We start from the raw sequence: 4,969 nt of genomic DNA, 5'->3' as shown, positions 1-4,969 counted from the left end.
GCGCAGCGCCACCGGCCCCGCGCCCGCGCGCCGCGCGACCGTGCGCGAGAGCGCGCGCTCCCACGCCACGTAGATCCCGGCCGCCGGCGAGTCGGCGCGCAGCACGTGGTCCCACGCCGGCAGCGCCGCGCGCGCCGCGGCGGCGGCCGGCGGCACCGCGGCCTCGCGCAGCGCCGCCACCAGCGCGCGCGCGGGGAGCGAGGTCTCGTCGTGCTGCAGCGCGGTCATGTCCTCCACGGTGAGCTTCCGCGCCGAGTCGAGCACCTCGGCCAGCCGGCGCGAGCGGAACGGCTCCGCCCACGCGCGCCCCACTGCGTCGGCGCGCGCGTAGTCGGCGGGGACGTTCATCTCGTTGGCCGTCCCCACCCAGCCGCGCGCCGGGTTCACGTGGTGCGGCAGCTCCGGGACGGGGAGGAAGCCGTCCCACTCGTGGCGCCCGTCGCCGGGGACGGGGAGGAGCCCGCTCCAGCCGCGGCGCACCGGCGCGATCCCCGCCGCCTGCCAGCCGATCGTGCCGCCGGTGTCGGCCCACACCCAGTTGAGCGCGGGGACGTGCGCGTAGCGCAGCCCGGCGCGGAACTCGTCCCACGTGCGCGCCTGGTCGAGGCGCAGGCTCGCGAGGTAGGGCGCGCCGCCCGGCTCCAGCCACGCCGCGCGCAGCGCGTACGCGAGGTGCCGCGCGCTGTCGACCCACGTCACCGGCCCGTGCCGCGTGTACTGCAGCCGCACCACGCGCGGCGCCTCGCCGCGCACGCGGATCGTGTCGACCACGGTGCGGATGCGCGCCCACCCGTCGCGCCACCGGTGCCGCCCGTGGTCGCTCGGGTCGAGGCGGTAGGCGTAGACGTCGGCCATGTCCATGCCGAACACGGTCAGCCCCCACGCGCCGTGCCGGTTGTGCCCGAGCGACACGCCGGGGATCGCCGGCTCGCCGCCGCCGATCACGTCCCACCCGGGCGCCGTCAGGTGCACCATGTAGCGCAGCGACGGGACCGCGATCGTGCGGTGCGGGTCGTTGGCGAGCAGCGGCTTCCCGCTCGCCGTGCGCTCCCCCGCGACCGCCCAGTTGTTGGACCCCTCGCGGGCGCCGTCCCACGCGTCCCCCGCCTCCGGGGCGTCGAGCGCCGCGGTGCGCACCTCGCCGCGCTCGAACGTGAGCGGGGCGCGGTACAGGCGGAAGATCGCCAGCACGCTGTCGGACAGCGCCGCCACGTCGAGGGCCGGGTCGGGGTCGAGCACCACCGGGTCGGGCTCGAACGCGCCCACCGCGCGCACCCGCGCGGCGCCGACGCGCGCCACCAGCTGCGCGCGGTCGATCTCCGACTCGGCGTTCTGCACCAGCGCGTTGTGGCGCGACACGACCACCGCCGGCGTCCACCGGCCGGGCGCGATGCCGAGCGCGCGCAGCTCCGGGGGGAGCAGCGTCGTGTCGCGCGCCGCGCGGTCCACCCACGCGTTCACCCCGTCCACGAACGCCTGCACGATGGCCGCGCCGCGCGGGTGGTAGTGCGCCAGCTCGCGCGTCATGTCGCCGCGGTAGCGCAGCAGGCGCGACGCCCGGTCGCGCTCGACCCAGCGCGGCCCCAGCGCCTCGGCCATCGTGCCCGTCGCCTGCCGCCGCCACAGCTCCAGCTGGAAGAGGCGGTCGCGCGCGGCGTTCCACCCCTGCGCGTAGAACAGGTCGTGCTCGCTGGCGGCCCGGACGTGCACGACGCCCGCCGAGTCGCGCAGCAGCGTCACCGGCGCGCGCAGCCCGGGCGCGCGGAGCGTGTCGGCCGGCTGCGCGGCGAGCGGCGCGGCGGCGAGCAGGAGCAGGAGGAGTGGACGGCCCATCCCCGAAGATGACGCGCGGGCGGGCCCCCGGGGAGGGACCCGCCCGCTCGCACCGCCCGCGCCGGAGCCGTCAGTTCTGGCTGAACGCGCTGCGGCGCCGCTCCTGCCGGAACACGCCCGGGCGCGCGCCGCCCGACTCGGCCGCCGGCGCGCCCGCCGGCGCGGCGGGCCGCTTCCCGTCCTTCTCGCGGCGGAAGCGGCGCACCGTGTCCTGCAGCACCGCCGCCTGCGCCGCCAGCTCCTCGGCCGCCGCCGCCGACTCCTCGGCGGTCGCCGCCACGCGCTGCGTCACCGTGTCCACCTCGGCGACCGACCCCTCGACCTCGGAGACGTCCTTGCGCTGCGCCGCGCTCTCCTCGGAGATCGTCGCCGTCACCGCGTTCACCTCGCCGACGCGGCGCTCCACCGCCTCGAACTGCGCCACCGCCTCCTTCGTGAGCGTGACGCCCGACGCCGTGTGCTTCAGCCCGTCGGCGATCAGCTCCGCCGTGCGCTTGGCCGCGTCGGCGCTGCGCAGCGCGAGGGCGCGCACCTCCTCGGCGACCACCGCGAAGCCGCGCCCCGCGTCGCCGGCGCGCGCCGCCTCGACGGCCGCGTTCAGCGCCAGCAGGTTCGTCTGGAACGCGATCTCGTCGATCGTCTTCACGATCTTGCTGGTGGCGTCGGAGCTGGCGCGGATCTCGTCCATCGCCGAGACCAGCCGCTGCATCTCGCGCGCGCCCTCGTTGGTCGCGCCGCGCGCCTGCGCCGACAGCGCGCTCGCCTGCTCGGCGCCGGCGGCGTTGCGGCCGGCCGTCTCGCCCAGGCGGTGCACGCGCGACGTCACCGCCGCCAGGCTCGCCGCCTGCTCGTTCGCGCCCGAGGCGAGGTCGGTCGCGCTCCCGCGGATCTCCTCGGCGGCCGCGGCCACCTGCGTGCTCGCCGCGTCGATCTCGGCCAGCGCCTCGGTCAGGTCGTCGAGCGCGCCGTTCAGCACCCCCTGCAGCCGCGCGTAGTCGCCGGCGTAGCTCCCCTGCACGCGCTGCGTCAGGTCGCGCCCGCCGAGCGCCGTGAGCACCGTCCCGGCCTCGCCGAGGAAGCGCGCCTGCTCCCCCGCCATCGCCTCGATGCGGGCGCGGCGCGAGTCGGTGAGCGCCGTGATGACCAGCGCGATGTCGAGCTGGATCAGCCGCGACAGCGCCTCCGCGAAGCGCTGCCGGTCGGCCGCCGACGCCCCGGTCTTCGCCACCGACGCGACCAGCACGCGGCGGATCACCTCGTACATCGCGACGTACCAGTTCGAGTCCAGGTCGATGCGGTCGTGCACCTCGCCCACCTTCCGGCGGTACATGACGTACGCGTCGTCGACCTTCCCCTCGAACATCGTCAGCACGTAGCGGGTCAGCATCGGGCGCTGCCGCTCGACCGACGAGTGCGACTCGAGCACCCCGCGCGTCGTGTTGTTGCTCAGGATGTGCTCGTAGAACGCGTCGACCATCGCGTCGGCGTTCTGGCGGCAGACGTCGGTCCACCGCATCAGGATCCCGAGGTCCTCCGCGGTCAGCCCGAGGAAGGCGATGCGCTCCGCGACCTTCGGGTCCGAGACGGCGAGGGTGCCACGGGGGACTTCGGCCAGCTGCTCGGCGGCCTTCGATCGACGGAAGAACATGCGGACGGGCTCCTGTGGAGTGTGACTCCGGCTTGACGACCAGTGTCGTCCGGAGTCCCGGCCCGCCGCGGTTACATCTTCGTCATTGCCCCCGCCGGCTCACGCCACGCGGTCGGGGAGCGGCCGGTTCGTGAAGAAAGCGTCGAGGTTGTCGGCGGCCTTGTCGCCCATCGCGCGCCGCGTGCGCGTGGTCGCGCTCCCGAGGTGCGGCAGGAGGACGACGTTCTCCAGCGCGAGCAGCGACGCGGGCACCTCCGGCTCGCGCTCGAACACGTCGAGCCCCGCCGCCGCCAGCCGTCCCTCGCGCAGCGCGGCCGCCACCGCCTCGGCGTCCACCACGTCGCCGCGTGCCGTGTTCACCAGGATCGAGCCCGGGCGCGCGTGCGCCAGCGCCGCCGCGTCGATCAGGTGCCGCGTCCCCTCGGTCGCCGGGCAGTGGAGCGACACGACGTCGCTCGTCGCCATCAGCTCCTCGAGCGTCGCGCAGCGCTCGGCGCCCACCGCCGCCGCCTCCGCGTCCTTGGCCGACGGGTTGAGGTAGCGCACGCGCATCCCGAAGCCGTGGTGCGCGCGCCGCGCCAGCGCCTGCCCGATGCGCCCGAACCCCACCACGCCCACCGTGAGTCCCGACAGCGAGATGCCGAGCAGCTGCGACGGCTTCCACCCCTTCCACATCCCCGCGCGCAGGAAGCGCTCCCCCTCGCCGAGCCGGCGCGCGGCCATGAGGATGAGCGCCATCGCGACGTCGGCGGTGTCGTCGGTGAGCACGCCCGGGGTGTTGCTGACCGCCAGCCCGTGCCCGCGCGCCGCCGCGAGGTCGATGTGGTTCACGCCGACGCCGAAGTTGGCGAGCATCCGCGCGCGCATCCCGCGGCGCGCGGCCTCGCCCAGCACCGCCGCGTCGATCCGGTCGGTGACGGTGCACAGCACCGCGTCGGCGGTGGTCAGCGCCTCGACCAGCGAGTCGGCGTCCGAGGGGCGGTCCTCGGCGGTGAGCCGGAGGTCGTAGCCGGCGGCGAGACGGGCCTCGACCTCGGCGGGGAGGCGGCGGGTCACGGAGACGATGGGGGCCATGTCGGCGGATGCTAGCGGCCGACGCGCGGGGGCGGCAGAGCGCGCGGGGCGCCCGCCGCGCCGGGGCTCAGCGCGCGGGAAAGCTCGCCGCCGGCGCCGCGGCGGCCAGCTGCCAGCCGCCGTCGCGCGCCAGCACCGCGCGGAACGCCCCCTGCTCGCTCGACTGCGCCCCGTACTCGTCGAGCCAGCGCACGATCGCGCGGAACGGGAACGACCACCGCCCGTCGATGCGCGACGGCTCGCCGACCCACGTCACCTCGGCGGTGACGGCGCGCGTGCCGTTGAGCCACTGGAGCATGCGCGCGCGCGGCACGTTGGCCGTCCCCCCGGCGGCGAGCAGCCGGCGCATCTCGGCGGCGTCGCGGCGCTCCAGCGCGGCCGAGAAGCGCACCGCGCCGGCCAGCGTGGCGGCGC

4 protein-coding genes are annotated in these 4,969 nt (G+C 76.6%); all 4 read right to left on the bottom strand.

The features are described 5' to 3' along the window. A partial coding sequence (locus tag PYV61_RS20850) for a penicillin acylase family protein (protein ID WP_275835253.1) occupies positions 1-1,833 on the bottom strand: 1,833 nt, incomplete at its 3' end. A gap of 70 nt (positions 1,834-1,903) precedes the next feature. After that, positions 1,904-3,481, bottom strand: coding sequence for a globin-coupled sensor protein (locus PYV61_RS20845; RefSeq protein WP_275835251.1), 1,578 nt, complete (start codon positions 3,479-3,481; stop codon positions 1,904-1,906). Positions 3,482-3,580: 99 nt separating this feature from the next. Next, positions 3,581-4,555: a D-glycerate dehydrogenase gene (locus tag PYV61_RS20840; protein WP_275835249.1), complete on the bottom strand. Its 975-nt coding sequence runs from the start codon at positions 4,553-4,555 to the stop codon at positions 3,581-3,583. A gap of 67 nt (positions 4,556-4,622) precedes the next feature. Beyond that, on the bottom strand, positions 4,623-4,969 hold a 347-nt coding region (locus PYV61_RS20835; protein WP_275835247.1), incomplete at its 5' end, for a hypothetical protein.

The organism is Roseisolibacter sp. H3M3-2 (assembly GCF_029211165.1).
In the GTDB taxonomy this organism is placed as follows: Bacteria; Gemmatimonadota; Gemmatimonadetes; order Gemmatimonadales; family Gemmatimonadaceae; genus Roseisolibacter.
Note: the sequence above shows the minus strand (reverse complement) of the source record. Positions and strands in the feature narration are given on the sequence as shown.